Raw genomic sequence first — 26,479 nt, forward strand, 5'->3', positions numbered from 1 at the left:
GTAAGTGATAAGGCTTTTAGGGTCTTAAAAGAGAGATAAAAAGGTTCATTGACATATTGTAAGACAGCGTTCAATTATTGGAAACGATAATTGGATAAAGAATTGAATTTAACAAAATAGCTTAAAGAATACATAAGGGTTAGGTTCGGATAATTTATTTTTAGTGATGTGAATAATATTTACAAAACAACGATGAAGAGTTTGATCCTGGCTCAGGATGAACGCTAGCGGCAGGCCTAACACATGCAAGTCGAGGGGTAACAGGGAGCTTGCTCCGCTGACGACCGGCGCACGGGTGCGCAACGCGTATGCAATCTACCTCTTACTAGGGAATAGCCCAGAGAAATTTGGATTAATGCCCTATATTATATTGAGTCGGCATCGGTTTGATATTAAAGGTTACGGTAAGAGATGAGCATGCGTCCCATTAGTTAGTTGGTAAGGTAACGGCTTACCAAGACTTCGATGGGTAGGGGTCCTGAGAGGGAGATCCCCCACACTGGTACTGAGACACGGACCAGACTCCTACGGGAGGCAGCAGTGAGGAATATTGGACAATGGGCGCAAGCCTGATCCAGCCATGCCGCGTGCAGGAAGACTGCCCTATGGGTTGTAAACTGCTTTTATACAGGAAGAATAAGGAGTACGTGTACTCTGATGACGGTACTGTAAGAATAAGGACCGGCTAACTCCGTGCCAGCAGCCGCGGTAATACGGAGGGTCCGAGCGTTATCCGGAATTATTGGGTTTAAAGGGTCCGTAGGCGGGCTGTTAAGTCAGAGGTGAAATGCTGCGGCTCAACCGTATGCACTGCCTTTGATACTGGCGGTCTTGAGTTATAGTGAAGTGGCTAGAATATGTAGTGTAGCGGTGAAATGCATAGATATTACATAGAATACCGATTGCGAAGGCAGGTCACTAACTATACACTGACGCTGATGGACGAAAGCGTGGGTAGCGAACAGGATTAGATACCCTGGTAGTCCACGCCGTAAACGATGGATACTAGCTGTTCGGTTTTCGGACTGAGCGGCCAAGCGAAAGTGATAAGTATCCCACCTGGGGAGTACGTTCGCAAGAATGAAACTCAAAGGAATTGACGGGGGCCCGCACAAGCGGTGGAGCATGTGGTTTAATTCGATGATACGCGAGGAACCTTACCAGGGCTTAAATGTAGATTGACAGGTTTAGAGATAGACTTTCCTTCGGGCAATTTACAAGGTGCTGCATGGTTGTCGTCAGCTCGTGCCGTGAGGTGTCAGGTTAAGTCCTATAACGAGCGCAACCCCTGTCGTTAGTTGCCAGCATGTAATGATGGGGACTCTAGCGAGACTGCCGGTGCAAACCGTGAGGAAGGTGGGGATGACGTCAAATCATCACGGCCCTTACGTCCTGGGCCACACACGTGCTACAATGGCCGGTACAGAGAGCAGCCATGTTGTAAAGCAGAGCGAATCTATAAAACCGGTCACAGTTCGGATCGGGGTCTGCAACTCGACCCCGTGAAGCTGGAATCGCTAGTAATCGGATATCAGCCATGATCCGGTGAATACGTTCCCGGGCCTTGTACACACCGCCCGTCAAGCCATGGAAGCCGGGGGTGCCTGAAGTCCGTCACCGTAAGGAGCGGCCTAGGGCAAAATCGGTAACTAGGGCTAAGTCGTAACAAGGTAGCCGTACCGGAAGGTGCGGCTGGAACACCTCCTTTCTAGAGAAAAGCATCCTATAGATGAATTCTAGAAGAATCTAGCCCTTGTATTTTTGAGTTATTGTTTACTTTAATTTTATCGCTGTCTTATTAGTATGTTATATAAGTTATTGAGAGGATCTGTTAAAGGGTTCAAGAGTGAGAGTCTCATAGCTCAGCTGGTTAGAGCGCTACACTGATAATGTAGAGGTCGGCAGTTCGAGTCTGCCTGAGACTACAAATCGAGCAAAGCTCGATGCTTTAGGCAGTAAGCTTTAAGCGATAGGCTAAAACAGCGTATTGCATATAGCGTAAAGCATATGGCGAATAAACGTTCTTAGAGTAAAAATTATTGAAAGGAAATTTTAGAAGTTGAGAGGCTTGGTTTTAAGTGTTTGTTGTTAAGTTTTAAATTAACTAGAACATAGAACTTAAAACTCAAAACTAATAACTCAAAACTAAATTTGGGGGATTAGCTCAGCTGGCTAGAGCGCCTGCCTTGCACGCAGGAGGTCATCGGTTCGACTCCGATATTCTCCACCGGGCAATGCCCGGAGATATTAATTTATCTCTGGCGTATTGCATGTGAGCGTATAGATGGTATAATTGTCTATCGCGACTCGCGATGTTCATTGACATATTGGGACAAAGTGATTTACTATTATCTTCAGGGATATAGTAAACACAAAGAAACACAAAAAATAAATTAGAGTAAAGTACGAAATGATGTGCTTTGGTATTTATACTGGAGTATGTTTTAATAAATTAGAATAAAGGACTAGTGACAAGCTAGAAAAGGGCGTATGGGGGATGCCTAGGCTCTCAGAGGCGAAGAAGGACGTGATAAGCTGCGAAAAGCTGCGGGGAGGTGCACACAACTTGTGATCCGCGGATATCCGAATGGGGCAACCCACTATATTGAAGGTATAGTATCTTGAAAGAGAAGCAAACCCGGTGAACTGAAACATCTAAGTAGCCGGAGGAGGAGAAAACAAAAGTGATTCCGTTAGTAGTGGCGAGCGAACGCGGATTAGCCCAAACCAATATTGTTTCGGCAATATTGGGGTTGTAGGACCACGACATTTGATGCGCGATGAATTAGAACCCTTTGGAAAGAGGGGCCAAAGACGGTGATAGCCCGGTATAAGTAAAGGACGTTATTGATAGTGGTATCCTGAGTAGTGCGGGGCACGTGAAACCTTGTATGAATTTGCCGGGACCATCCGGTAAGGCTAAATACTCCTGAGAGACCGATAGTGAACCAGTACCGTGAGGGAAAGGTGAAAAGAACCGTGAATAACGGAGTGAAAAAGATCCTGAAACCATACGCTTACAAGCGGTCGGAGCGGAGCAATCTGTGACGGCGTGCCTTTTGCATAATGAGCCTACGAGTTACTTTTACTAGCAAGGTTAAGATTTTAAGAATCGGAGCCGTAGCGAAAGCGAGTCTGAATAGGGCGACCATAGTTAGTAGTAGTAGACGCGAAACCGTGTGATCTACCCATGGGCAGGTTGAAGCTTTGTTAACCCAAAGTGGAGGACCGAACCCGTTGACGTTGAAAAGTCTTGGGATGACCTGTGGGTAGGGGTGAAAGGCCAATCAAACTCGGAAATAGCTCGTACTCCCCGAAATGCATTTAGGTGCAGCGTTGCAATAGTTTTATAGAGGTAGAGCTACTGATTGGATGCGGGGGCTTCACCGCCTACCAATTCCTGACAAACTCCGAATGCTATAAAATGTTTTGCAGCAGTGAGGGCATGGGTGCTAAGGTCCATGTCCGAGAGGGAAAGAACCCGGACCATCAGCTAAGGTCCCCAAGTGTATACTAAGTTGATATAACGCGGTGGAATTGCATTGACAGCCAGGATGTTGGCTTGGAAGCAGCCATTCATTTAAAGAGTGCGTAACAGCTCACTGGTCGAGCGATTCCGCATGGATAATAATCGGGCATAAGTATACCACCGAAGCTATGGCTTTTGTACACGGTACAAAGGGGTAGGGGAGCATTCTATGTGTGTTGAAGGTGAACTGTAAGGTTTGCTGGAACGCATAGAAACGAAAATGTAGGCATAAGTAACGATAATGCGGGCGAGAAACCCGCACGCCGAAAGACCAAGGTTTCCCCAGCTATGCTAATCAGCTGGGGGTCAGTCGGGACCTAACGCGAACCCGAAAGGGGTAGTGGATGGACAAGCAGTTAATATTCTGCTACCTGCTCACGCTAAAAGTGACGGGGATGTGGTGTTGGTGCGTAGTGACGGAATACTACGTTGAAGGGAGTGGTGACACCCCGATAGTACGATGATGCTTCGGCAAAGTTGATAATCCAGCGTAACATCCTCCGAGAAAAACAAGTGAAGCAGCCCGTACCGTAAACCGACACAGGTGGTTGGGATGAGTATTCTAAGGCGCTCGAGAGATTCATGGCTAAGGAACTAGGCAAAATAGACCCGTAACTTCGGGAGAAGGGTCGCCCTCCCTCTGGGAGGGCCGCAGTGAAGAGGTCCAGGCGACTGTTTATCAAAAACACAGGGCTCTGCAAAATCGTAAGATGAAGTATAGGGCCTGACACCTGCCCGGTGCTGGAAGGTTAAGAGGAGATGTCATTCGCAAGGAGAAGCATTGAATTGAAGCCCCAGTAAACGGCGGCCGTAACTATAACGGTCCTAAGGTAGCGAAATTCCTTGTCGGGTAAGTTCCGACCTGCACGAATGGTGCAACGATCTGGACACTGTCTCGGCCATGAGCTCGGTGAAATTGTAGTATCGGTGAAGATGCCGGTTACCCGCAGTGGGACGAAAAGACCCCGTGCACCTTTACTATAGCTTCGTATTGGTTCTGGGCAAGTAATGTGTAGGATAGCTGGGAGACTTTGAAGCGGCGTCGCCAGGCGTTGTGGAGTCATTGTTGAAATACCAGCCTTTGCTTGTCTAGGGCCTAACCCTATAACTAGGGAACAGTGCGTGGTGGGTAGTTTGACTGGGGTGGTCGCCTCCAAAAGAGTAACGGAGGCTTCTAAAGGTACCCTCAGTACGGTTGGTAATCGTACGTAGAGTGCAATGGCACAAGGGTGCTTGACTGCGAGACATACAGGTCGAACAGGTTGGAAACAAGAGCATAGTGATCCGGTGGTTCCGCATGGAAGGGCCATCGCTCAAAGGATAAAAGGTACGCCGGGGATAACAGGCTGATCTCCCCCAAGAGCTCATATCGACGGGGGGGTTTGGCACCTCGATGTCGGCTCGTCACATCCTGGGGCTGGAGAAGGTCCCAAGGGTTGGGCTGTTCGCCCATTAAAGTGGCACGCGAGCTGGGTTCAGAACGTCGTGAGACAGTTCGGTCTCTATCTACTGCGGGCGTTAGAAATTTGCGTGGATCTGATTCTAGTACGAGAGGACCGAATTGGACTGACCGCTGGTGCACCAGTTGTTCCGCCAGGAGCATTGCTGGGTAGCTATGTCGGGATTGGATAAGCGCTGAAAGCATATAAGCGCGAAACCAGCCACAAGATGAGATTTCTTTAAAGGGCCGTAGGAGATGACTACGTTGATAGGTCATAGGTATAAGGGCAGTAATGTCTGTAGCCGAGTGATACTAATAGCCCATAGGCTTGCACAACAAACCCCCTTTTAACTAAGGGGGTGGAAAATCCTTTTACAGCTTTGGTTGTAAAAACAATTAAAATTAATCGTAGTTTACTTTAAATTATACACTAGTGTTTTTTGTGAGTGCTATTAGCACCCATTTTGTCCCTTTAATATGTTATGCTTCGGCTACGCTCAGCAACCATGCTAGTGAGTAGTCAAAGTAATTAAAATAGTGTTGTTGGTCTTGTTTTAAAGAATTAAAATAGACCCAACTGAAAGTTTAAGGTGACCATGGCGATGGGGTCCACCCCTTACCATTCCGAACAGGGAAGTTAAGCCCATCAGCGCCGATGGTACTGCTATACCAAGTGGGAGAGTAGGTCGTCGCCTTTTTTAATCAAGTCCTTCATAGTAATATGAAGGACTTTTTTTGTTTTAGACTAGGCTACTAGATCATCTGACGCATTACTTAAATTAGTTCCTTATTTTTGTTCGTCTATCATCCTAAATTCTTTGCATGTCAACTATATCAAGGTATAAAAAAGAGGAAATACTAAATACAGCGTCTCATGCTTTGGGAATTCTATTAGGTATAGCCGGTTTCTTTTTACTGTTACAACAAAACACTGACAAAAGTGCTTTTGCTATGACGGGAATTGTCATTTATTCTTTTTCAATTGTACTATTATATACGGCTTCAACGGCTTATCATGCCATTGCAAATCCTCCTTTAAAAAAGAAATTTCGCATCTTAGACCATATCAGCATCTATTTTTTAATAGCAGGTACATACACACCCGTAGCATTAATTACCTTAATTGATGGTAACGGCTGGCTTATTTTTTATGTCGTGTGGGGAATTGCCTTTTTAGGAACAATTTTAAAGCTATTTTTCACAGGTAAATACGAATTTTTTTCCCTGTTATTGTATTTAATAATGGGCTGGTTGATCGTTTTTGATTTTCAAAATTTAGTAGCGTCAACGACTACTTTAGGGATCAACCTATTGATGCTTGGTGGCGCTTTTTACACTGTTGGAATTCTCTTTTATGCGATTAGAAAAATACCCTATAACCACTTTATTTGGCACTTATTCGTTTTAGGAGGGAGTATGAGCCATTGGTTATTTATTTATATGGATGTGGTTTAAAAAAACAACCTTAATTTCTATTCCATTAGAACCGGGATAATTCTACTTAAAAGAATAGAAGCTTTTAAAAGAAATATAGTTCTCTTATGGATAGTTAGAATAAACATTATAAATGTCTAATAAATAATAAATAAATCTTCAATATCTCTATATACATTATAGGTTGGGTTTTTAAATATAGTTTCCATAAAATCTGTTGTTTTACGACTACTCAAATTAGGTTTTATTGAATGGATTAAATATGCCTCATAACTATTTATACCTTCATATCTTTTTAACGCAACTTGTTGTACATCAAGATTATTTGTATTATATGATTGACTAATGTTCCAAGAGTTTAATTCGTTCGGTATTTTTGGTAAAATAACAGTAGAAGTTGTTTGGCTATTAAATATTATATTCCATCTGTAAATATCATTTATACCGTCTGAATTTTCTAAAAAAATGCTACCATTAGTATGTTCCATTCCGGTTGAATTAATTTGAATATTATTCCCATTTTGTATAAAATCGATACTCCAATTTGGATATGAATAATAGGGTAGGGGTGTGCCGATTCTTTTAGTGAAATAATCCTCTAACTGCAACTCATAACGGTAATAAGTAAATTGAGTGTCAAGACTGTATAATATTCCATTACTCGGGTTAAAATTAGAACTTAAAGCCTTTCCCTGATTCCATAATAAATGACCCGATTCTTGATTAAAGTCAGCTTCGTTTAAATAACCAAACAGTGTTAGGATTGTTGATTTACCATTGTCAGACATTGTAAATGGTGCATCGTAAAAACGTTTTTCTACTCCATCAGAAATAAATTTGGAATAATCTATGATAAAATTATCATCAGGCAAAGGTGCATCTAAAAGCAAATAACTATAGACATTATTATTGTAATTATTACTTTTCAGATAAATTTTATCTGAATGTACAATATTAGAATTAATCAACTCCCTTGTTTCAACATGCAGGCTATCATTTTCAGGAAAATAGCTTGAATTATAAAAAGAACCGTAACCGTTAATTTCAATATCGTTTTGATTATTAATAACCTTATAATGTTTATTGTTAACGACAGACTCTCTTTTTGGGGTTTTAAGATTAATTAATTTAAGGTTATCCCTTGTAATGTTTTGAATAGTTGATAGAGTACTAAAGTCAGCATATCCACTTGAGAATCCTGCAAAAGTTATCATAAACTCGGCAGTTTTATCAATATCGGCAGCTGTATTTAGAATCAATTCGGTACTTGAAATAGTAGCTTCTTTAATATCTAATAGTTCTCCATTTGTATCAGAAGCAAAAACATAAAACTTAGCGTAACTAGGGTTAATTGTCCCATTCTCTAAGGTTATTTTTAATAATCTCCGATGAATCATTAACCTAATGGAATATGTAGTTTTATTATCAAGATTATCATTTACTTCTATATTTAGAACGTTTTCTCCAATTGCAAAATTTTCTGGATCAAGATTATAATTTATTTCATTAGCATATAAGCCTTTAAAGATTATACTGTCATTTATCGAAATTCTAAGGCTGTCGATCTCTGAATATGCATCAGTTATAATAGGATTTAGGGTAATTGCCTCATCTATAATTTGGCCTTCAATCAAGCTATTGAGTTTAATTTCGGGTCCTGTATTATCAGAGATAAAATTTACAGTATATGAGGTTGTATTTTTAGCATTGTCAATTGCCTCAATTTTTAAGGTATTTGGGCCATCTGTTAAATTTAATGTTGAAATGTTTATTTTAAGTGTATCTCCTTCCACAATGGGGAGTTCAGTTTCATTTAAAAAAGCCGTGATAGCAACTACTTCTTGATTATCGGTTACAGTAAAACTAACCTCGTTTAAATCGCCATTTAGTATAGAATTTTCTAAAATTGATACTGCTGAAATTGTTGGAATTTCATTATCTATATAAATTATCTGTTCTGTGGAGGTACTATTTTCGTTTTTGTCGGTAGCGGTCACTTTTAAAACATAATCTTTATATTTCTGTGAATTTGCTATTTTCGAAGTGAATGTTGATACATCAATATTGATTAAATAAGGAGCAGTTGAATCTTCTCCAACTTTTTCATTATTAATAAATGCCTCAATTTTTGATATTCCACCTTCATCTTTTGCATTTATGTTTATTTCAAAACTTTTGCTAACAATAATTGGAGATGTATTCGATTTTGGAAATCCAGCAATTGAAAATGCTAAATCCGGAGCAACTATATCGGGCACTTCTTTATTTTCTGAATCAGAAGAACAGGAAAATAAAAATCCAAATAAAAAAGCCAGTAAAAGAGAAGTAGTGTATTTTTTCATGTAATTAAATTGAATCTAAAATCATTTTGAATACCGTATCTTATTTTTAAGATATTGATTTATAAGATATTGATCTAAATGATGCAAAAAATTAGAGTAGTAAGTTAATAATAATTGGAATTTTTTATATTCTAATCTAGAAATATTTCTTCAAAATCTTCAAAGAACGTTTCAAACTTTAGCATATTTTCATACAGAAATAGCATCGTTTTCTGCCAGGTGTCTTTATTGTATATAGAAACCTGATCTAAACCGACATAAATTCTGGATAGTTCAGTTTGATTTTCTACATGCGCATATTCATCAAACTGAGCCTCGGGAAGATAATTTTCAAGGAGTATGGCCTTTAAAGAAATCACTTTTTCCCATAACTCAATTCTTTTTTCTAAATCTTTACTTTCTATATCTAAAGAAACCATTGCCCTTGTAGTATCAAAATAGAATTTAAAAGAGAAATCTTTAATTTTAGTGTTATATAATATCCATTTACGTGGATATGATTTGCCAAAAGCAATCCAAAAGTCTTCTCTTAATTTTTTAGCTTCACTTCTACTGAACATTTATAAAAAATATGCGATAGTTACTCCTATGATAATTACTATCAATTTACCTAGATTAAATTTATGCCCTTCAGAGCTTTCAAATAATATTACGGTTGATATATGGAGAAAAACACCAACAGCAACGGCATTTAATTGAGAGGATATAGTAGCTAAAAAGTCAACATTTCTAGCCAAAAAAGTTCCTATCGGTGTCATGATCGAAAACAAAACCATAAACAATAAGGCGTTGATAAATTTTATTTTTGAACTAATTAAAAAAATGCTTAGGATAATAGCGATTGGAATTTTATGGATTAATATGCCGTATAGCATAGTGTGGTGATGGTCTATGGGTACACCTTCTAAAATAGAATGTAGGGATAAACTAATAAATAAAAGCCATGGAAACTCACTTTTTTCTTTATTGACGTGTACATGGCCGTGCTCAGCACCTTTGGAAAAAAATTCGAGAAATATCTGAAGCAAGATCCCTAACATGACATAAACACCCATAGTTTTTGTATTTCCATTTTCATAAATTTCAGGGAAAAGCTCAAAAATGGTTAAGGCTAAAAGAAATGCACCACTAAAAGCGAGTAGTAATTTTATTCCTTCTTTCTTTTTGGGCTTCGTTAGGTAAACAAATACAAAACTTAACAAAACAGCCAAGATGGGTAGTAAATAGTTCATTTTTATTCTTAGATTTTTATAAATTTTTTAAGGGGATAAAATTAGCGTATTTTTGTGGTAATCTTTTAGATAGGTATGGAGAATAATTTTAAAATGGTGGCCAAGACAATGTTTGGTTTTGAAGAAGTCTTGGCAAAAGAGTTACGAAAGCTGGGCGCAATAAACATCGAAGAAGGTAATCGGAGTGTAAGTTTTGAAGGTGATAAGGGTTTTATGTACAAGGCAAATTTATGCCTACGTACCGCTATAAAAATCGTGAAACCGATTCACTCCTTCACAGTGACTAGCGAGGAAGACTTGTACAAAAAGATATATGCCTTTGATTGGAGTGACTATCTTACTGTGGATACCACGTTTGCCATCGATACCACAATAAACTCTGAAAATTTTACCCACTCCCTGTATGTATCACAAAAAGTAAAAGATGCCATTGTGGATAAATTTAGGGCTACCGATGGTGAAAGGCCTAATGTAGATATTAAGTTTCCAGATATTAGAATAAATATTCATATTCAAAATGACCATTGTAATGTTGCTTTAGATACTTCCGGGAAATCATTACACCAAAGAGGCTATAAAACAGCCACCAATATTGCACCTATTAACGAGGTCTTAGCTGCGGGATTATTATTATTAAGTGGTTGGGATGGTCAATGTGATTTTTTGGATCCTATGTGTGGTAGTGGAACTATTTTGGTTGAAGCCGCTATGATTGCCTGCAATATTCCAGTGAATATAAATAGAAAAGAATTTGCTTTTGAAAAGTGGGAAGATTACGATGAAGAATTGTTCCAAAAAATTGTGGAGAGTTGTTTAAACAAAACACGTGAGTTTCATTTTAAAATTGCAGGTTATGATAAAGCCCCTTCAGCCATACAAAAGGCTCAAGATAATATTGAAAATGCCAACTTATCGGATTACATAAAAGTCGGGCAATTCAATTTTTTTGAAACTGAAAAAACGGTGGATAGTCATTTGCATATTTTATTTAATCCACCTTATGGAGAGCGTTTAGACATAGAGATGGAAGAGTTTTACAAAAGTATTGGGGATACCCTAAAACAATTTTATGCGGGTACTGATGCTTGGTTAATCACTTCGAATTTAGAAGCCTTAAAACATGTAGGTTTACGACCATCACGGAAAATTAAAGTATTTAATAGCCACTTAGAATCTAGACTCGTGAAATATGTGATGTATGCTGGGAGTAAAAAGGCAAAATATAACAACACAGAAGGCTAATCCATGATGAACTTAAAAAACAAAGCCTTAGTTTTTAATTTTATAAGTTTTACGCTACTGTTTTTAGGGATGCGTTATTTTATCGTGGAGTATCTGGCCGCAGCAAGCATTATAAAATCTATCATTGCGGCAATTTTAACCATGATTTTAGCGCCTAAATTTATGGTCATGAAAACAAAAGAAGGTACTAAATTAGTGATGAAATGGTTGTTTGTAAAAGGGTTTAAAACCTTTTAAGCTATTCTTTAGGAGGTGTTTTTTCGTTCTCTTTTTTGGTATTTTTAGCCTCTTTTTTCTTCTTGTAAAGCGGAATAAAATAACTTAAGGAATAGTTATAACTAGCGCCAAACTTACTGTTATCGGTTACTTTATTGAAGCCTGGAATCCAGAGGTTAGGAAAACGATCATCTTCCTTATTGGTAATTAATAGCCCTAGCCGAACACTTGCTCCTAAGTATATATTAGAAAATAACTCCACTTTAGTGCCAATAACAGCCTCGATCCAAGAAGCATTTAAACCACTAAATTCTTCAGCAATATCAGAACCAAATGCGAATTGTTCGTTTTCGAAATATCTGTTGGTGCTAAAAACTTGATAATTATTTAAGGTATTGCTAAACGTACTAAAAGCATATCGACCACCAACATGAATTAAATTATTCATACCAAACCAATTTTCATATACATTGTAGTCAACACCCAATTTAAGGTAACTACCAGAGGTAGTGAAATTGTATACATCTTCTTGTTTTGTTAGTTCTTCATTTCCTAATTCTGCTGCTGCAAATAAATTTTGTTTGAGTCTGTAGTCACCGACTAATTCTAGTCCAGTATAGTCTTCATCTAAAGTTGAAAGTACTATTTTACTTAAATCAACCCCAACTCTGAGTCCGTATTTTTGTGTTTTTGGTACCGTATCTTTGGGTTGTAGATCTATAGGTTTACTTTGTGACCAAACGAAAGAAACCATTAAAAAAAGACAAATACTAATGGAATATTTTGACATGGGCAGCATTTTGATTTTCAATAGTATCTTTTACAATTTCAATTCTTTTTATCCAATTATTCGAATCTGTCGTTAAGCGCTCTGATAAATTTTGGTAATTAGCAATAAATCCGCAGGCTCTTGATACAAAAACCTCTGTTGTCGAATAATCAAAAGTAAGGACATCCTCATTATCGTTCACGGCATCAGTGGTCGTATTTGTGGTGAAACTAAATGTAGTGCTGATGGCATCAATCTTTAGCGGAAGTTGAATAGAATCTGCAGCCGTATTCGGGATAATTGCTCCGTAAGTAACTCCTTCAAGTTGTCCTTTAATTCTTAGATTTTGAGGTGCTTTTAAAGTCTCCGTATCCGTCGCATTATCATAAAATCGTATCACCAATAACGGTGTGGTTCCATCCACACAGATATCATCTTTTTCACAAGAGTTAATCCCAATGAAAATAATGATAAGGATTACTATAAATATAATTTTCTTCATATACCTTTTATCTAGAAACCTATCGCCTTTCCAAAAGTACAACATTTTCAACATGATGTGTTTGCGGAAACATATCAACAGCTTGTGTTTTTGTTATCCTGTACATTTCTTTCAGCATTTCAAGGTCACGAGCCTGTGTAGCGCTATTACAACTTACATAAACCACTTTTTTAGCCGCTATTTTAATGATTTGTTCTACGACATCCTTATGCATACCATCACGTGGTGGATCTGTTATGATAATGTCTGGTGTGCCATGTTGCTTTATGAATTCTGAATTGAAAATATGTTTCATATCACCAGCAAAAAAAGTAGTGTTCTCAATATGATTTAAAATGGCATTGGCTTTTGCATCTGCGATCGCTTCAGGTACAGATTCAATACCGACGACTCTTTTGGCTTTTTTAGCGACAAATTGTGCTATGGTACCTGTGCCGGTATATAAATCATACACAACTTCTTCTCCTGTTAAACCGGCGAAATCTCTAGTAATCTTATAGAGTTCGTAAGCTTGTTGAGAGTTCGTTTGATAGAATGATTTTGCGTTGATTTTAAACTTTAAGCCTTCCATTTCTTCAAAAATATGATCTCTTCCTGCAAAACAAGTGATATGTTGATCATAAATGGTATCGTTCTGTTTTTGATTTACTACATATAATAAGGAGGTAATTTCTGGAAACGTTTTGGCTAAATGATTTAAAAGCAATTCTCTTTTTTCCGTATCATTTTCAAAAAACTGAATCAATACCATGATTTCTCCCGTTGATGCCGTCCTAATCATCATGGTGCGTAATAAGCCAAATTGATGTCTAGGGTTAAAAAACGACAAGTCATTTTTTATGGCGAAATCTTTAGTCTCTAAGCGGATGGCATTTGATGGATCTTCTTGCAAATGGCATTTTTTAATATCTAAAATTTTATCCCACATTCCCGGAATGTGAAAGCCTAGCGCATTTCTATCTGTAATTTCTTTTTTAGAATTTATTTCATCCAAGGACAACCAACGACTATCAGAAAACGAGAATTCCATTTTATTTCTATAGAAATACTGCTTTTTTGAGCCTAAAATTGGACTTATTTCAGGTAGTTCAAGATGACCAATTCTTCGTAAATTGTTTTCAACTTCTTTTTGTTTGTAAAACAGTTGATGTTCATAGCCCATGTCTTGCCATTTACAACCCCCACAAGTTCCAAAATGCTCGCAGACAGGTGTTACTCTTTTGTCGGATAAGCTGTGAAAATTAATAGCGCTACCTTCAAAATAGGCTTTGCGCTTTTTGGTGGTTTGTACATCTACAACATCACCAGGTACAGCATTGTTTAAAAAAATTACACGCCCATCAGGAGCTTTTCCAATAGTTTTTCCCTTAGCGCCTGCATCCACTACAGTGACCTTCTCAAAAACTGTTCTATTACTTTTTTTACGCATAGCGCAAAAATAGGATGTTTTTCGATAATTAGCGGAATGTTTATGATTTTAAAACCTATAAATTATTGGAAAAGTAGTGTTCTAAATAATTTTGGAATCCTGAAAGATTTTGTATTTTTATGGTTCTACAAGGATGATTTCTCTCCCACGCTGAATTTTCGTAACTACGAAAGGATAAAGGTACAGAAGGAATTGCTAAATTTTTATTTTTAAAATAAGTACTAATGTCAGTTTTAGAGAAAATTAGTTCTAAAGATGCGATTGCATTAGAAGAAAAGCACGGAGCTCATAATTACCATCCGTTGCCTGTAGTATTAAGTAAAGGAGAAGGTGTTCATGTATGGGATGCTGAGGGAAAAAAGTATTACGACTTTTTATCGGCCTATTCCGCCGTAAATCAAGGTCATTGCCATCCAAAAATTGTGGATGCTATGGTATTACAAGCAAAAACGCTTTCACTCACTTCCAGAGCATTTTACAATGATGTGTTAGGAAAGTACGAGAAATATGCCACCGAAACCTTTGGATTCGATAAGTTGTTACCCATGAACACAGGTGCTGAAGCCGTAGAAACAGCTTTAAAGATTTGCCGTAAATGGGCCTACGAAAAAAAGGGAATTGCAGAAAATAGCGCACAAATCATTGTTTGTGAAAATAATTTTCATGGGAGAACAACGACCATCATTTCTTTTTCGAATGACGCCGTTGCTCGTAAAAATTTTGGACCCTATACAGAGGGCTTTATTAGAATTGAATACGACAACGTAGTTGCCTTAGAAAAAACCTTGCGAGAGAATGAAAATGTTGCAGGTTTCTTGGTAGAGCCTATTCAAGGAGAAGCAGGGGTTTACGTGCCTTCCGATAATTATTTAAAGGAAGCAAAGGCCTTGTGCGAAAAATATAATGTGTTATTTATTGCTGATGAAGTACAAACGGGAATTGCAAGAACAGGTCGCTTATTAGCTACATGTGGTAATTGTAGTTGTCCAGACAAACACTGCAGTGGAATACCAGAGGTAAAACCTGATATTTTAATTTTGGGTAAAGCCCTTTCGGGAGGTGCCTATCCTGTATCTGCGGTATTAGCGAACAATGCCATTATGGATGTGATTAGACCTGGAAATCATGGTAGTACTTTTGGTGGAAACCCTATTGCGGCTGTGGTGGCTATTGCAGCTTTAGAAGTCGTAAAAGATGAGCAACTAGCCCAAAATGCCTTCGAATTAGGGGAATTATTCAGAGCAGAATTAAATGCATTTATTCCTACCTGTAGCCTAGTCAATGCTGTTCGTGGAAAAGGACTTTTGAATGCTATTCTTATCAATGATACAGAAGAGAGCTCAACGGCATGGGATATTTGTATGGCCTTAAAAGAAAACGGTTTGTTAGCCAAACCAACGCATGGAAATATCATACGTTTTGCACCACCACTAGTCATGACTAAAGATCAGTTGTTAGATTGTGTGCGCATCATAAAAACTACCTTAGAGGCGTTTGAAAAACAAAAGTAAGCTCTAAATTTAGGTAATTAAAAACCCCGAAACATACAACATGTTTCGGGGTTTTTAATTACGTAGTTGATTGCAGCTAATAAGCACCTCCTTCAGAGGCCGCTGCAACGATAAAGGCCACTATGACACCAAAATAGAGTAAGGAAAAAAGTAGATAAATCGCTGCTAAGGCAAGCCCTATATACGACAAAACTTTACCTGTTTTTACATTTTCGATTCCGGCATATTGCCCCGTACTGTCCGCATACATACGTTCTGCTTTTTTTGCATTAGACAAACTTATAAAACTGAATATGGCTCCAAAAGGACCACAACAAAATAAGGTCAATACAATAGATAAAATTCCGTAAGTCAGTGCGTTACTAGCGCCTGGTAAGGGTTGTTGTTGCATCTTTGTTTGGGTTTTATTGGGCTGCTTCGATCTGCCTCATCATTTCGTCATACTGCTCTTGGAAAGAATCGAAACCTCCTGTGGCTACTACATAAATCCAACGAACAATCATGATAACATTTAAGGCTACCGCTATAATTGCGACAATTCTACCTGTTTTAATGGTACTATAATTATCGTATAGTTCTGGATTTTCATTGTTTAGTTTTTGTGCTTTATTTGCCATTACTAAAGCGATAGCAGAGGGGATAATACCCAAACCTGCTAAACAGCAGCATAGATAACCAACGATACTTAGTACGATGATCATTGTTGCATTTGGTAATTTTTGTTGTTCCATAATTTAAAGGGTTTAGTTGATTGTTAGAAAAATTTTAAAATATAATTGGTTAAAATTAAGATGACCGTTATTGAAGTCAAAGTTATAATTATTTTATTGCTGTTTTTTATTTTATAAAAATTATCAAATAGTAAAAATCCTAGTAATAATAGTAAAGAATAAATGGCAGGGTACATTTTAAAAGCAGCTACAAATTCTCCCTGAAGTATGAAGGAAACTGAACGTTGAATACCGCAGCCGGGGCAATCTAAGCCAAAAATTTGCTTGCTAAAGCAGGGGAGCATGTATTCATCCATCCTTAAAAATAATAGTGATATTAACTGCATTTTAAGTAAAAATAAATTCTTTTGCCGAAAAATACTATTATTTTTAACCAATGAAAGCCCATTATAGGCATTAATTTAGAAAATAATTAGCGAATACGCTGTAAGTATTTGTAAAACAATATTTTAGTTTCATTTTTGCTTTATGATACGAGCATGCTAAAATCGTAATCCTCCAGAGGAATGATTATCGGTGAACAACATGTGACCCATAAAAAATATTAGCTATACACACATGAAAACAAAACAAATCATTTATTTGCTATTCATCATCACTGGAGCCTTACTCATGGGGTTTGGACCTGTTTATGTGGAGAAAGAATATGCCTTAGCCCTAGGGATCATTATTTTGATGTTCGGCGTGTATAAAGCAAGTACTTCTTGGACCCTTAAGGATCAAGAAATTAAAGAAGAAAATCATGAGCTTTGATATTGGCAATAGGGTAGAGGCGATGGATGATACCATTACAGGTGTTGTTGAAAAAATTAATGGTAAAAAAATCACCGTTTTAAGTGATGATGGTTTTTTGTTAGTGTATGATGAAAATGATTTGATAAAAATCGTTAAAGACCGAAATCTTACAGTTTCTAATTTTGAAGTGGCAAAAATTAAAGCTGAAAAGGCCATAGGGAAACGTAAAAACCTCCCAGTTGTAAAGCCCAAAGAGCGTACGGCTCCAAAAATGGAAGTTGATTTACATATTCACCAATTAGTACCCTCCGAGCGAGGGATGTCTAATTCAGACATGTTAAATATTCAATTAGACACTGCTAAGCGTCAGTTAGAGTTTGCCATCCGGAAACGTATTCAAAAAGTAGTTTTTATTCACGGGATTGGGGCAGGTGTTCTCAAAGAAGAGTTACAGTATCTGTTTGGCAGGTATGATAATGTGAAGTATTATGATGCTGACTACCAAAAATACGGTTTGGGAGCTACAGAAGTCTATATTTATCAGCACATTAATTCGTAGTAGTTACCGTTCCGAACTCGTTTAAAGTTAAGTCGGTAATGCGTTGTCCAGATGCAGTCTGTAAAGTAATTTTAGTGATTTCTATTTGATGCGAAAAAATAGGTTCCGTAGCGGTCCCTGTATTTGTAGTAGTCACTGCAATTGTAGCTTGTGAAGCAATAATTTCTTCCACGACGGTAGGTGAAACTGGCGGAACGATATCACAGAAGTAGTTTTTTGTAGCGGTATCTGAAAAAATACGATAGCTCACTTGGGTGCTCGTACTGGCTGTAATTTCAATAACAAATGCACCTACTTCGTTTTTTAGTGTATTAGGGCCTAAATTCATAATTAAGGCTTCATTCGTATTTAATTTAAATAAGACGTTATTTTGAGCAATAGCAACAGTACCACAAGTTTGTAAGCTTGCATCATTAAAATCTAAAGTCTCAATCTGTAAATCACCATCATCACATGAAAACATAAAAACAAAGAGGATAAGGCTAAAAAATTTATTCATTACAATAGATTTAAAAAAATGACCATAATAAGCAATTGAAATACAGCAACTAAAAGATTTTCAAATTTACGAGATTTAAACTTTAATTTCCTACAGCTTTAGCCTCAATTTATGATATATTAACTTTAATTCTTTTAATTTTACAGCCTTTTATAAACTCAAAGAGTATGCAAAAAGTTTATTTAGATAATGCAGCCACAACACAAGTAAGGGCTAGTGTTATTCAGAAAATGCAAGAAGCCCTAACAGAATGTTACGGTAATCCTTCCTCTACCCACAGTTTTGGTCGTTCGGCAAAAACGGCCATTGAAAAAACCCGGAAAACAATTGCTAGATATTTGAATGCACACCCTTCGGAAATAATTTTCACCTCTGGTGGTACTGAGGCTGATAATATGATTTTAAGATGTGCTGTACGAGACTTAGGAGTACAAACGATTATTACCTCTAAAATAGAACATCATGCAGTTTTACATACCGTTGAATTACTCGAAAAGGAATATAACATTCAAGTTTGTTATGTAGGTTTGGATTCGTACGGGAACCCTGATTTAGAGCATTTAGCAGCATTGCTGCAACAAGACGATACAAAAAAGCTAGTGAGTTTAATGCATATCAATAATGAAATTGGTAATCTTTTGGATATGGATGCGGTGGTGGAACTTTGCAAAAAACACCAGGCACTTTTTCATTCGGACACGGTACAATCTTTAGGGCACTATGCTTTTGATGTTCAAAAAATACAGGCCGATTTTTTAACCGCGGCCGCTCATAAATTTCATGGTCCTAAAGGCATCGGATTTGCCTTTGTTAGACGAAATTTAAGGATACAACCCATTCTTGTGGGAGGCTCTCAAGAACGAGGTTTTAGAGCAGGAACCGAGGCTTTTCATAATATAGTTGGTTTAGAGGAGGCATTTATTGCGGCCAACGAAAATTTAGCACAAGAGCAGGCTTATGTGTTAGATTTAAAAAAATATTTTATCGATGAACTCAAAGCGGTTCTACCTGAGGTGGTCTTTAATGGGCACTCGGGTGATTTAGAAAAAAGTACCTATACCTTGGTAAATGTTCGATTGCCTTTCGATGGGCAAAAATCACAAATGCTTTTATTTCAATTAGATATTAAAGGGATTGCCTGTTCTAAAGGGAGCGCATGCCAATCAGGAAGCAGTTTAGGATCACATGTACTCACCGAAATATTAAGCGAAGAAGAAATGAAAAAACCATCCATACGTTTTTCATTTTCAAAAGACACCACCAAGCAAGAGTTAGCCTATGTGATTAACGAATTGGTAGTTTTTAGTAATCAGTAATCAGTGTTCCGCAGGCAGTACGTATTTTAGACCAGAAAGCAGTCTTATTCTAATCCCTACAGCTCAATTTTTTACGATCCTACCATTATTTGGATCTCAAATAGGAAATCAACCCAAATTCATTGGTGATTTTTTTACTGCCTTTTATTCTGTTTTATACTAGCTCCCCTGCTTTAACCTGCCCACTGCTCTGCTACCTAAATACTTTTTTTTCTAATTCTGGGGGCCTATTTATAACGGTTTAGCTATGAGTAGTGCGGAAGCAAGGAAACCTTTTTGTTTCCGTCTGAGCACTTAGCAAAAGCTTTTTGTTTTGTTTTAATTTTTTTTCATCAGAGCAAAATCCTAAAGATTTTGCGGACACAGAAATATACACAAACCATTGGTTTTAATACCAAAACCCGCATTACTTATAGGTGTTGTTGTAAAACGTTTTTTATTCACTTTCTATTTCAATCGAATCTCCACTATGTATTCTAATATTCCAATCTTTTCTAATTACTCGCCATCTACTAAATCCTCTTAATATTTTCTTTTCTCTCCATTTGTTCTCGTAATAATACAGTAAACTGATTTCATTTTCATAATCGTTTTCTGTTTTATAATTTATATTTTTCCCTTTGAAAATTACGGTCTGAAAATTGTTTGGCGCTAAAGAGTCAATTTTAGTATTTGCATTCCGTCCGATTAAAGTAATATTTGATATTCCAAATTCGGTTTCGTTAGTTATTTTTACATTTATCCTATTTTTTTTATCAAACCCATATTCTACTATTCCCCAGGTTAAAAGTGCACCAATCATTAGTATAAATATTTTAATACTTGATTGTTTTAATCCTTCTATAAAACCATATTTTTTAAAATTTGAGAAAAGAAAAATTAAAATTGATAACAATAGTAATGGTAAAAGAAAAAACAGAAACGCATATCCAAAAAAATATGTTAATGAAACTGTTTTGTCAAAAAACTCAAATACATAGAGTTCGAAAGCAAATAATAATATAATAATTAACAACACATAAAATATCTTGTCGTTAATTTTTAAAATCTTATTCATTCAATATTTTTTTTCAAAATGTTTTACAACAAGGAACTAAGAAACACCTAGACTCCCTTTCTCACGCGCTCCCTATCATACGGAAACTTTTTAGTAGCTTGTTTCATCATTACATCAATTAAATCTTGGGTGTTTTTTCCAGATTTTTTAGTGATTTTCTTTTCGTAGCGCCAAAGTAATTTTCCAGTATCACCATCGCTAATTTTAATACCGATACGGCCATAATTGGCATCCCCTAAAATATAATCAACAAAGCTAAATTCAGTAGGGATACCATCAGATAATAAGATATTCAAATCGGTATTTCCACTTATAATCCCATCAACATTTAAAAGTTTACACAAGTCTTTGATACTATAAATATCAATATTGTCATAAGTGATATTATTTTGTGCGAGTATGGCATTGGTGTTTTTTGTATTTTGAAAGTCTACGGTAAACTTCTTTTTCTTCTTAGGTTGTAGAAAATAAATTTCCAATGCATTTTGTACCGCATAGCCTTCTTTTTCTTCTAAGGCTTTTTTTTCGCCTTTTGAAAGGGTTTCTTTTAAATCAAGATGCGTGAAAAATGGCAAAATCGCTAATTCTTTGTGATTTTTAGAAAGTTCATCAAATCGTGGACTTTCGTAAATATCTTTTTGAGCAACGAGCAATGTCGTAGTGAGTAAGAGTAAAAGTGTACAAATATTTTTCATCTATAGGTATTCGTTTATTTTTTTTTTAGCAACTGAATGGGCTTTACTATTAGGTCGCTAAAATGTTTATTTCTATCAAATTTTAATAAAATTTTTAAGCTACTGCTAATGGTGTAGGCTATAAACTTTTCTAAAACTGCATCCTGACCCTCAGGTTTAAAATTCGACTAGTTAAAAAGTTGGGTACTGCAAACTGCTCTTTAGTGTCAATGTTTCTAACCCAAGTATTGCTGATTGAATTTTGTGTGTTAAACATATTAAATAGTTCAAAGCCAGCAGAAAGTTCTTTAAAACCCTTTAACCAGCTATTTTCTGCAACTTTTTTGGTTTCATTTACAAAAGTATATGAAATTCCCAAATCTGCACGCTTATAATCGCGTAATCTGCTTTGAAAAATATAAGGATCGGCATTATGGGGTGAGCCTCCAGGAACGCCTGTTTGATAAACTAGGTTAAGATGCATTTTTACATCAGGAATAGTTGGGATGTAATCCTGAAATAATATCGCCGCTTTAAAACGCTGATCCGTAGGTCTTGAAATATAACCTCTATTAGTACTGTTCTCCTCCGTTTTTAGATAGCCTAAACTTATCCATGATTCTGTACCCGGCACAAAAGCACCAGTCATTCTAATGTCTGCGCCATATGCATAAGCAGTGGCATCGTTATTCGCAACATAACGCAACCGTACATCTTCAACTGTATAGGTATTTACATTTCTTAAGTCCTTATAGTACAATTCACTAATTAATTTAAACGGACTCGACCAAAGTTTAAAACTATATTCGTTTGTGACTACCGTATGGAAGGCTCTTTGCGCTTTTACGTTCACATTGACTGCACCAGTAGCATCTCGTAGTTCTCGGTAGAAAGGAGGTTGGTGATATATTCCTAAAGCTAGTTTAAAAAACAAATCCTTTTTCCAGTTAGGCTTTAGTGCAAATTGTGCTCTAGGGCTAAAAACCAGCTGCGAATTTCCTTGGTTTGCTTGGGAGCTCACGTTCCAATACTGACTTCTAAACCCAAAATTATAATAAATTTCATTCGAATGCCATTGTGTTTGTTGGCTGTATTGTAGATACCCAGAAAACCGGTTCGTCTTTACAAAATTGGTAGCTTGTATACTTTCTAAAGCTTCAATGGGCGCATTAAAAGAAACTTCAGGTTGGTTATTTATAAATGCAGGGGAACTTGGTCGTACAAAAAAACCTAAAGAGTCTAAAAACTCTGACTCCCTTATTTGATCTCGTATATCTTCGTGCGTATATTTTACACCCCAATCAATAGTCGTATTTTCTTTGGTGTAATTTCCTTTATGTGCTAGGTTAAAAAGCAAAGCATCTAAAGTATTACGTGCATTATTTAGTTGAGTTCCCAATTTTTTGCTAGTGCTAGCATCACCAAAGCTATTGTCTAGATCTTCTATTTCATACTGTGCTATAATCGTGGATGACTCTTGTTCTACAGTATGAAATAAAGAGGGAATGAATTTTAAAGTTATTTTGTCGTTTAAAAAATACGTAGCTTTTAGTGCCGCTAGAGCGGTATTAAACCGGTTATTTTCTTTACCTGCATAAAAAATAGAAACTCGCCTTGGGTTATTAAGAGTACCAAAATTTGTAACCCGTGTTTTGGGCTCGTTTACATAATTATTTAAAGAGAGATTCCCTAAAAACCCCAAAGTAAATTTTTGTGAAAATTGATAACTTTCATAGGTTTGAATATCAATAACCTTGGGTTGAACGTTGGTAACCGTTTCTTGACTATTAATTAAATGGCTGATATCTCGGTAGCGAACCCCGGTAAGCGAACTTAACTTTTTGTCTTTACTTCTCGTTTCTAAAGTGGTGCTGACACCCATTAAACTTGCATCTACTTTAAGCCCAAAGGAGACGGGTTTTTTGTAGGTAATATCTAAAACCGAAGCTAATTTATCACCGTATTTGGCTTGGAATCCTCCTGCAGAGAATCTAAGCTGTTGAATCATATCACTATTTACAAAACTTAAACTTTCTTGCTGTCCAGCTCTAATTAAAAACGGGCGGTACACTTCTACTTCATTTACATAGACCAAATTTTCATCGAAATTACCACCGCGAACATTGTATTGGGTACTCAATTCATTGCTGGAGGAAACACCTGGGAGCAATTTCAATATATTTTCAACCCCGGCATTGGCACCAGGTATTTGTCTGATAATTTCGGGAGCAATAGTGGTGATGGCAGCCACTTGTCGCTCTCCGGTGGCTGAAATTGTTATTTCATCTATTTGGGTCGTGTTTTTTTTAAAGACGGGGTTAAATTCAAAGGTTTCATTGGTTGAAAGTAAAAACTTTTTTAGAACAATGTTTTTATGCGCAACATGCGAAAAAGTAATGGTTATTTCTTGATCGGCAGGGATTTCTAAGAGATAAAAACCAGAAGCATCCGAGCTTGTTCCAGTAGCGCCAAAACTAATATTTACCTGAGCCAAGGCCTGATTGTTGCTGTCTAAAATAACACCTGTAATAACAGCCGTTTGCGCATTTAGAAAAATGGGGACTAGTAAAAAAAAAGACAGTTTTAAACTCTGTAACATCTATTTTCTAAAGAAAGTGCTCTTAAAGGTAGTACTATTACCGACATTATCAGTAACGATGACTTCGAGATTACATTCCTTTTCATTTAAAATATAGTTATCAAAATTATAGATAAGGACATTTTTTTTAGGTTCGTATTCCATTAAAATCCACTGTCCGTTTAAGGTGGCACGGTAGGTATCGATACCGCTTAAATCATCTGTTATGGTCAAGCTTAAATAGCTGTAATTACTAAGCCATTGTTTTTCTTTAAAATTATTGGCTCGTATTTTTGGAGCTACGGTATCTTTTGCCAGCGTGTAGGTACCTAAGTCTCTTGTTCTCGTAGAAAAAACAGTACCTCTTTTGTAGGTAGACGTATAGCTAGGTCTAGATCTACTATCTAAACGGGCAATAAAAAGTTGATTTAATTCTTCTTGAGGATATTTAGAAGTATCAAAAGTAATTGTGAAATTTTGATGTGCAGGAACAGTACTATTATGAATGGTTACGGTGTCGTCTCCTTGTCGTAAATCGATATAAAAATCTTCATAAAAAGTATTGGCTGGAAAATACACTTGAGCGATACCTAAATCGTAGCTGTTTGGCTTTTTTGCCATCAAGAAATTAGCAGTTTTGTTTTCATCCTTTACAACTTTTACATCTTGAAATTTGCCTTCTACCGGAATAACCACTTTGGTCGTATTGTCTTTAATATCTTTCATCAGTATTTCAACGGTATAACTCAAACCTTCTGCAACATCAATTTTACCATCATTATATACTTCTTTGTAAATACTCATCTGGTTAGGAGGTGTTTTGTACAAACGTTGAATTCTTTGCCGATTTTTGGCAAAATACTCGTAATCTATTAAGGTATTTATAAACCGAGTTTCTCCAAACGAAAACGATTCTAGATCATACGCGGTATACACTTTTCCATTGACAAGTTGTTGTACTTTGAACAGTCCATTTTGGTTTGTCGCCAAATCTTGCCGGTCAAAGGAATTAATACCGAAACCAATTGTTCCTGTGGCCACTACTTTATCTGCCAAAAAACTACCATCACTTTGTTTAGAAAAGCGAAGTTGAACTTTGTCATTACTTTGGTTAACAACGCTATTTTCGTCTAAAGGATAGGCATATAGGTTGGTCAAAACCGGGCTACTACCATCTTTAACATCATATCCGTATAATAATGGATTTGTAGGTTTTTCAGAAGCACTCTGTCTAATTTCAAAATGTAAATGAGGTCCAGATGATCCTCCAGTATTTCCCGTATAAGCAATTAGTTCCCCCTTTTCGACGGTTAAAGCCCCAAAGTCAGGAAAAACTTCGACCTCGAAAGATTCTTTTTCGTATTGTAGTTTGTTGATGTAGGCTTCAATTTTTGGAGAAAATTTTTGTAAGTGCCCATACACTGAAGTGTATCCATTGGGATGAGCAATGTAAATTACTTTGCCGTAGCCCCAAATAGAAACTTTAATTCTTGTGATGGTACCTTCAGCTATCGAATAGGTTTTTAGGCCTTCACGCTGCTGTGTTTTGATATCAATCCCAGAATGAAAATGGTTGCTTCGTAATTCACCAAAGCTACCTGATAAAATTAAGGGAATATCTAAAGGAGAGTTAAAAGCGTCTTGTGGATAATTATCTTGTGCACTAATAGCGTTTATGCCAACCAGTAATAAACCGAATAAGACTTTCTTCATAATTATAAATACTTGGGCTACGAAAGTAATTAATACATTTTGAAATTTAAAAATATTAAGAAGCTAAAAAATAGTTGATTTTAAATCCGAATTTTAAGTTGAAAAGAACTTTAGTAAAATATTATTTAAAAAAGTATTGGGTAGTCTTATTATGTATGTTAACTTTGTTTAAATTGCATAGCGTTTGCACATGAGCGAATTAGTAGAGATCGTAGATTCTTTAGAAAACAAAGTTAGCAAGTTATTGCACAGGATAGGGCAATTGCAACAAGCTAAAACGGAGTTAGAAGAAGAACTTATTGTGGTTCAACAAAATCATAATAGCGCTAAAGATTCGCTACGGGCTTGGGAGGAAAAATATAATTCTCTAAAGACAGCAAGTGCTATGTTGGGTAGTAACACGAATAAAACCGAGGCTAAGCTTAAAATAAATACATTAATTCGAGATTTAGATCATTGTATAGCACAATTATCTGAATAATAGTTAAAACATAATGTCTGAAAAACTCAAAATAAAACTTTCAATTGCTGACAGAGTTTATCCTTTGACGATAGACCCTAAGCAAGAAGAAGGCTTGCGAAAGGCTGCTAAGAATATTGAGCAACTTGCTAAGAATTTTGAGAAAAACTATGCGGTTAGGGACAAACAAGATGTATTGGCCATGTGTGCCTTGCAATTCGCTTCAAAAATTGAGCAAAGGAGCATTGAGCAAATGGAAGATACGACAGAGGTAACAGCTAGGTTAAAAGCTTTAGACGATTTGGTATCACAACAGTTAGCCGTTAAGTAGCTTAAAAACGTTCTTTAAAATACATACATTACTACCCACATTGGTAATTATTTTTGACAAACTCAACGTTAAATTGTTTGAAAAGGGTGAGTTTAGATTGTAAAAGCAGGCCTTGTTTTTAATAGGATCCTTGAGCAATTTGTTAGCCCTAAACCTGTTTTTTTGGAGTTTGTACAAAA

General features: G+C 36.6%; 24 protein-coding genes, 2 tRNA genes, 3 rRNA genes and 1 other RNA gene. 15 read left to right on the plus strand and 15 right to left on the minus strand.

The features are described 5' to 3' along the window. Positions 1 to 189 precede the first annotated feature (189 nt). The 3 genes from GQ45_RS16430 (at position 190) to GQ45_RS16440 (ending at position 2,227) form a co-directional block, all read left to right on the plus strand. A 16S ribosomal RNA gene (locus GQ45_RS16430) occupies positions 190 to 1,708 on the plus strand. Positions 1,709 to 1,851: 143 nt separating this feature from the next. Continuing rightward, positions 1,852 to 1,925 (plus strand) — tRNA-Ile (locus GQ45_RS16435). A gap of 228 nt (positions 1,926 to 2,153) precedes the next feature. Next, positions 2,154 to 2,227: transfer RNA gene (locus tag GQ45_RS16440), tRNA-Ala, on the plus strand. Here GQ45_RS16440 and GQ45_RS18325 read toward each other — a convergent pair. Beyond that, positions 2,201 to 2,326, minus strand: a complete 126-nt coding sequence (locus GQ45_RS18325) for a hypothetical protein (RefSeq protein ID WP_255352028.1) — start codon at positions 2,324 to 2,326, stop codon at positions 2,201 to 2,203. The genes GQ45_RS16440 and GQ45_RS18325 overlap by 27 nt on opposite strands. A gap of 142 nt (positions 2,327 to 2,468) precedes the next feature. On the opposite strand from GQ45_RS18325, the gene GQ45_RS16445 reads away from it, so the two are divergent. The 3 genes from GQ45_RS16445 (at position 2,469) to GQ45_RS16455 (ending at position 6,425) form a co-directional block, all read left to right on the plus strand. Then, positions 2,469 to 5,306: ribosomal RNA gene (locus tag GQ45_RS16445) — 23S ribosomal RNA — on the plus strand. A gap of 250 nt (positions 5,307 to 5,556) precedes the next feature. Next, positions 5,557 to 5,668 (plus strand): 5S ribosomal RNA (rrf, locus tag GQ45_RS16450). The 16S, 23S and 5S rRNA genes sit together here with 2 tRNA genes alongside, the layout of an rRNA operon. A 124-nt stretch (positions 5,669 to 5,792) precedes the next feature. Further along, the gene (locus GQ45_RS16455; protein ID WP_047419659.1) at positions 5,793 to 6,425 is read left to right on the plus strand and encodes a hemolysin III family protein; all 633 of its coding nucleotides are present in this window, start codon (positions 5,793 to 5,795) and stop codon (positions 6,423 to 6,425) included. Between the two features lie 116 nt (positions 6,426 to 6,541). On the opposite strand, the gene GQ45_RS16460 is transcribed toward GQ45_RS16455, so the two are convergent. The 3 genes from GQ45_RS16460 to GQ45_RS16470 form a co-directional block, all read right to left on the minus strand. Beyond that, positions 6,542 to 8,746, minus strand: coding sequence for an Ig-like domain-containing protein (locus GQ45_RS16460; RefSeq protein WP_047419660.1), 2,205 nt, complete (start codon positions 8,744 to 8,746; stop codon positions 6,542 to 6,544). A gap of 131 nt (positions 8,747 to 8,877) precedes the next feature. Then, a complete protein-coding gene (locus tag GQ45_RS16465) occupies positions 8,878 to 9,306 on the minus strand; it encodes a DUF4268 domain-containing protein (RefSeq protein ID WP_047419661.1) in 429 nt (142 codons plus the stop codon). Beyond that, positions 9,307 to 9,978 (minus strand): ZIP family metal transporter, encoded by a 672-nt coding sequence (locus GQ45_RS16470; protein ID WP_047419662.1) that lies wholly within the window; start codon positions 9,976 to 9,978, stop codon positions 9,307 to 9,309. Between the two features lie 75 nt (positions 9,979 to 10,053). Between GQ45_RS16470 and GQ45_RS16475 the strand changes: the two genes are divergently transcribed. Next, entirely contained in the window at positions 10,054 to 11,220 is a 1,167-nt protein-coding gene (locus GQ45_RS16475) for a class I SAM-dependent RNA methyltransferase (protein ID WP_047419663.1), read from the plus strand. Between the two features lie 3 nt (positions 11,221 to 11,223). Then, on the plus strand, positions 11,224 to 11,457 hold the full coding sequence (locus GQ45_RS16480) for a hypothetical protein (protein WP_052188314.1): 234 nt from the start codon (positions 11,224 to 11,226) through the stop codon (positions 11,455 to 11,457). Between the two features lies 1 nt (position 11,458). Here GQ45_RS16480 and GQ45_RS16485 read toward each other — a convergent pair whose 3' ends face one another. From GQ45_RS16485 to rlmD, 3 genes are read right to left on the minus strand one after another with little or no spacing between them, the layout of a single operon-like run. After that, positions 11,459 to 12,226 (minus strand): DUF6048 family protein, encoded by a 768-nt coding sequence (locus GQ45_RS16485; RefSeq protein ID WP_047419664.1) that lies wholly within the window; start codon positions 12,224 to 12,226, stop codon positions 11,459 to 11,461. Beyond that, positions 12,207 to 12,707 (minus strand): DUF6452 family protein, encoded by a 501-nt coding sequence (locus GQ45_RS16490; protein ID WP_047419666.1) that lies wholly within the window; start codon positions 12,705 to 12,707, stop codon positions 12,207 to 12,209. The genes GQ45_RS16485 and GQ45_RS16490 overlap by 20 nt, the downstream gene beginning before the upstream one ends. A 19-nt stretch (positions 12,708 to 12,726) precedes the next feature. Continuing rightward, positions 12,727 to 14,136: a 23S rRNA (uracil(1939)-C(5))-methyltransferase RlmD gene (gene rlmD, locus GQ45_RS16495; protein ID WP_047419669.1), complete on the minus strand. Its 1,410-nt coding sequence runs from the start codon at positions 14,134 to 14,136 to the stop codon at positions 12,727 to 12,729. 224 nt (positions 14,137 to 14,360) lie between these two features. Between rlmD and rocD the strand changes: the two genes are divergently transcribed. Beyond that, complete coding sequence (rocD, locus tag GQ45_RS16500; RefSeq protein ID WP_047419670.1) at positions 14,361 to 15,647, plus strand: ornithine--oxo-acid transaminase; 1,287 nt, start codon at positions 14,361 to 14,363, stop codon at positions 15,645 to 15,647. Between the two features lie 76 nt (positions 15,648 to 15,723). Here rocD and GQ45_RS16505 read toward each other — a convergent pair whose 3' ends face one another. Genes GQ45_RS16505 through GQ45_RS16515 form a run of 3 tightly spaced genes read right to left on the minus strand, consistent with a single transcriptional unit; the run spans position 15,724 to position 16,704 of the window. Beyond that, entirely contained in the window at positions 15,724 to 16,038 is a 315-nt protein-coding gene (locus tag GQ45_RS16505) for a CCC motif membrane protein (protein WP_047419672.1), read from the minus strand. Between the two features lie 13 nt (positions 16,039 to 16,051). Further along, positions 16,052 to 16,378, minus strand: a complete 327-nt coding sequence (locus tag GQ45_RS16510) for a CCC motif membrane protein (RefSeq protein WP_047419674.1) — start codon at positions 16,376 to 16,378, stop codon at positions 16,052 to 16,054. 23 nt (positions 16,379 to 16,401) lie between these two features. Further along, positions 16,402 to 16,704, minus strand: a complete 303-nt coding sequence (locus GQ45_RS16515) for a DUF2752 domain-containing protein (protein WP_047420569.1) — start codon at positions 16,702 to 16,704, stop codon at positions 16,402 to 16,404. Between the two features lie 232 nt (positions 16,705 to 16,936). On the opposite strand from GQ45_RS16515, the gene GQ45_RS16520 reads away from it, so the two are divergent. Continuing rightward, on the plus strand, positions 16,937 to 17,131 hold the full coding sequence (locus GQ45_RS16520; protein ID WP_047419676.1) for a hypothetical protein: 195 nt from the start codon (positions 16,937 to 16,939) through the stop codon (positions 17,129 to 17,131). Further along, a complete protein-coding gene (locus tag GQ45_RS16525; protein ID WP_047419678.1) occupies positions 17,121 to 17,672 on the plus strand; it encodes a Smr/MutS family protein in 552 nt (183 codons plus the stop codon). Before GQ45_RS16520 ends, GQ45_RS16525 begins: the two co-directional genes overlap by 11 nt. On the opposite strand, the gene GQ45_RS16530 is transcribed toward GQ45_RS16525, so the two are convergent. After that, positions 17,662 to 18,171, minus strand: coding sequence for a hypothetical protein (locus GQ45_RS16530; RefSeq protein ID WP_047419689.1), 510 nt, complete (start codon positions 18,169 to 18,171; stop codon positions 17,662 to 17,664). The genes GQ45_RS16525 and GQ45_RS16530 overlap by 11 nt on opposite strands. A 167-nt stretch (positions 18,172 to 18,338) precedes the next feature. Here GQ45_RS16530 and GQ45_RS16535 point away from each other — a divergent pair, with 167 nt between their 5' ends. Continuing rightward, entirely contained in the window at positions 18,339 to 19,487 is a 1,149-nt protein-coding gene (locus GQ45_RS16535) for a cysteine desulfurase family protein (RefSeq protein WP_047419692.1), read from the plus strand. Between the two features lie 436 nt (positions 19,488 to 19,923). Here GQ45_RS16535 and GQ45_RS16540 read toward each other — a convergent pair whose 3' ends face one another. The 4 genes from GQ45_RS16540 to GQ45_RS16555 all read right to left on the minus strand — a co-directional run bounded on the left by GQ45_RS16540 (position 19,924) and on the right by GQ45_RS16555 (position 25,509). After that, positions 19,924 to 20,544 (minus strand): hypothetical protein, encoded by a 621-nt coding sequence (locus GQ45_RS16540; protein WP_047419694.1) that lies wholly within the window; start codon positions 20,542 to 20,544, stop codon positions 19,924 to 19,926. 47 nt (positions 20,545 to 20,591) lie between these two features. Next, complete coding sequence (locus GQ45_RS16545; protein WP_047419696.1) at positions 20,592 to 21,239, minus strand: hypothetical protein; 648 nt, start codon at positions 21,237 to 21,239, stop codon at positions 20,592 to 20,594. Between the two features lie 130 nt (positions 21,240 to 21,369). Next, on the minus strand, positions 21,370 to 23,817 hold the full coding sequence (locus GQ45_RS16550) for a carboxypeptidase-like regulatory domain-containing protein (RefSeq protein WP_047419698.1): 2,448 nt from the start codon (positions 23,815 to 23,817) through the stop codon (positions 21,370 to 21,372). Then, entirely contained in the window at positions 23,818 to 25,509 is a 1,692-nt protein-coding gene (locus GQ45_RS16555; protein ID WP_047419700.1) for a M23 family metallopeptidase, read from the minus strand. Between the two features lie 190 nt (positions 25,510 to 25,699). Between GQ45_RS16555 and GQ45_RS16560 the strand changes: the two genes are divergently transcribed. From GQ45_RS16560 to ssrS, 3 genes are all read left to right on the plus strand, one after another. After that, on the plus strand, positions 25,700 to 25,990 hold the full coding sequence (locus tag GQ45_RS16560) for a hypothetical protein (protein WP_047419702.1): 291 nt from the start codon (positions 25,700 to 25,702) through the stop codon (positions 25,988 to 25,990). Between the two features lie 13 nt (positions 25,991 to 26,003). Then, positions 26,004 to 26,300, plus strand: coding sequence for a cell division protein ZapA (locus GQ45_RS16565; protein ID WP_047419704.1), 297 nt, complete (start codon positions 26,004 to 26,006; stop codon positions 26,298 to 26,300). A gap of 60 nt (positions 26,301 to 26,360) precedes the next feature. Continuing rightward, positions 26,361 to 26,471: non-coding RNA, 6S RNA (gene ssrS / locus GQ45_RS17920), on the plus strand. Positions 26,472 to 26,479: the final 8 nt, after the last annotated feature.

The organism is Cellulophaga sp. Hel_I_12 (assembly GCF_000799565.1).
Taxonomy (GTDB): domain Bacteria; phylum Bacteroidota; class Bacteroidia; order Flavobacteriales; family Flavobacteriaceae; genus Cellulophaga.

Bases quoted from the DNA above. Each gene is read 5' to 3' on its own strand.
- GQ45_RS18325 (WP_255352028.1), bottom strand. From the start codon at position 2,326: ATGTCAATGAACATCGCGAGTCGCGATAGACAATTATACCATCTATAC.
- GQ45_RS16455 (WP_047419659.1), top strand. From the start codon at position 5,793: ATGTCAACTATATCAAGGTATAAAAAAGAGGAAATACTAAATACAGCG.
- GQ45_RS16460 (WP_047419660.1), bottom strand. From the start codon at position 8,746: ATGAAAAAATACACTACTTCTCTTTTACTGGCTTTTTTATTTGGATTT.
- GQ45_RS16465 (WP_047419661.1), bottom strand. From the start codon at position 9,306: ATGTTCAGTAGAAGTGAAGCTAAAAAATTAAGAGAAGACTTTTGGATT.
- GQ45_RS16470 (WP_047419662.1), bottom strand. From the start codon at position 9,978: ATGAACTATTTACTACCCATCTTGGCTGTTTTGTTAAGTTTTGTATTT.
- GQ45_RS16475 (WP_047419663.1), top strand. From the start codon at position 10,054: ATGGAGAATAATTTTAAAATGGTGGCCAAGACAATGTTTGGTTTTGAA.
- GQ45_RS16480 (WP_052188314.1), top strand. From the start codon at position 11,224: ATGATGAACTTAAAAAACAAAGCCTTAGTTTTTAATTTTATAAGTTTT.
- GQ45_RS16485 (WP_047419664.1), bottom strand. From the start codon at position 12,226: ATGTCAAAATATTCCATTAGTATTTGTCTTTTTTTAATGGTTTCTTTC.
- GQ45_RS16490 (WP_047419666.1), bottom strand. From the start codon at position 12,707: ATGAAGAAAATTATATTTATAGTAATCCTTATCATTATTTTCATTGGG.
- rlmD (WP_047419669.1), bottom strand. From the start codon at position 14,136: ATGCGTAAAAAAAGTAATAGAACAGTTTTTGAGAAGGTCACTGTAGTG.
- rocD (WP_047419670.1), top strand. From the start codon at position 14,361: ATGTCAGTTTTAGAGAAAATTAGTTCTAAAGATGCGATTGCATTAGAA.
- GQ45_RS16505 (WP_047419672.1), bottom strand. From the start codon at position 16,038: ATGCAACAACAACCCTTACCAGGCGCTAGTAACGCACTGACTTACGGA.
- GQ45_RS16510 (WP_047419674.1), bottom strand. From the start codon at position 16,378: ATGGAACAACAAAAATTACCAAATGCAACAATGATCATCGTACTAAGT.
- GQ45_RS16515 (WP_047420569.1), bottom strand. From the start codon at position 16,704: ATGCAGTTAATATCACTATTATTTTTAAGGATGGATGAATACATGCTC.
- GQ45_RS16520 (WP_047419676.1), top strand. From the start codon at position 16,937: ATGAAAACAAAACAAATCATTTATTTGCTATTCATCATCACTGGAGCC.
- GQ45_RS16525 (WP_047419678.1), top strand. From the start codon at position 17,121: ATGAGCTTTGATATTGGCAATAGGGTAGAGGCGATGGATGATACCATT.
- GQ45_RS16530 (WP_047419689.1), bottom strand. From the start codon at position 18,171: ATGAATAAATTTTTTAGCCTTATCCTCTTTGTTTTTATGTTTTCATGT.
- GQ45_RS16535 (WP_047419692.1), top strand. From the start codon at position 18,339: ATGCAAAAAGTTTATTTAGATAATGCAGCCACAACACAAGTAAGGGCT.
- GQ45_RS16540 (WP_047419694.1), bottom strand. From the start codon at position 20,544: ATGAATAAGATTTTAAAAATTAACGACAAGATATTTTATGTGTTGTTA.
- GQ45_RS16545 (WP_047419696.1), bottom strand. From the start codon at position 21,239: ATGAAAAATATTTGTACACTTTTACTCTTACTCACTACGACATTGCTC.
- GQ45_RS16550 (WP_047419698.1), bottom strand. From the start codon at position 23,817: ATGTTACAGAGTTTAAAACTGTCTTTTTTTTTACTAGTCCCCATTTTT.
- GQ45_RS16555 (WP_047419700.1), bottom strand. From the start codon at position 25,509: ATGAAGAAAGTCTTATTCGGTTTATTACTGGTTGGCATAAACGCTATT.
- GQ45_RS16560 (WP_047419702.1), top strand. From the start codon at position 25,700: ATGAGCGAATTAGTAGAGATCGTAGATTCTTTAGAAAACAAAGTTAGC.
- GQ45_RS16565 (WP_047419704.1), top strand. From the start codon at position 26,004: ATGTCTGAAAAACTCAAAATAAAACTTTCAATTGCTGACAGAGTTTAT.